The following is a 1,169-nucleotide window of genomic DNA, read 5'->3' as shown; positions in this document are numbered from 1 at the left end:
TGGTAACCACAGAGGGAACTTCTGCAAAACTTTCAGAAGCGTCAGTTGTGTTGGTGAAAGTGGCTGCCAGTGATGTATTGGTAGTAAATAGGGAGGGTACCAATGCAGTTATACGTCTGAAAAATGGCGAGACTATTGTTATTGAAGGCTTCTTTAGTGGAACAGCTGAGCCTAAAGACAACAGTCTGGTTTTCCAAGATGAAAATGGACAGTTAATTTGGGCAAAATTCAAAGATGCTGAAAATGATGCAGATGCGGATAGTGACGCTGACGCAGATGCTGACAGTGACGTAGAACCACAAGCACTTTTAGGTGAAGATTTACCAGCAGCTCTACCAGCAGAAGCTCCACAAGAGTTGGTATCTGATGTTATTTACCAACCTATTTCTTCAATTGAACCTCTACTTTATCATGATGCAGGCGTGAACCCATGGTTATGGGCTGCTATTCCACTAGTTGCAGGCGGTATTATCGCTGCAGCATCAAATCATGATAGTAATGATGATTCTTCAGCACCTGCTGACACCACTCCACCAAGTACCGATGGCGTAACTTTCTCGGTTGACCCAGTTACTTCTGATAATGTGATTAATGCATCAGAAGCGGCTGGCGAAGTTACAATTACGGGTGTTTTGAAAAACATTCCAGCAGACGCGACCACTACTGTAGTGACAGTTGTTGTGAATGGCGTGTCTTATCCTGCAACTGTAGACAGCGCAGCAGGCACATGGACAGTAAGCGTACCAGGCAGTGAGTTGACTGCGGATGCAGATAAGACGATTGATGCCAAAGTAACGTTTACAGATGCAGCAGGTAACAGCAGCAGTGTTAACGATACACAAGCATATACACTTGATACGACTGCACCAACGGTTGTACTTGAAGATATATCTACTAATGATAACACTCCTGCATTAACAGGTACGGTAAGTGATCCGTCAGCAACTGTTGTGGTTACTATTGATGGGGTTGACTATCCAGCAGTAAATAATGGTGACGGTACAGTGACGCTTGCAGACAATACCTTGCCAGTATTAACAGACGGTTCATACACCGTTACCGTGACTGCAACAGATGCTGCAGGCAATAAAGGTACTGATACAGGTGTTGTGACGGTTGATACAGCTGCACCAAATACAGGAACAGTAAATTTTTCGATTGACTCAGTA

The 1,169-nt window shown here is 44.1% G+C and carries 1 protein-coding gene; it reads left to right on the top strand.

Annotated elements, in window-relative coordinates:
- The coding region (locus VXQ92_RS19685; protein ID WP_416682928.1) for a BapA/Bap/LapF family prefix-like domain-containing protein at positions 1–1,169 on the top strand (1,169 nt) is incomplete at both ends.

The organism is Acinetobacter sp. 228, from assembly GCF_048147885.1.
The sequence above is the reverse complement of the archived record's forward strand: the minus strand, read 5'-3'. Positions and strand labels throughout refer to the sequence as shown.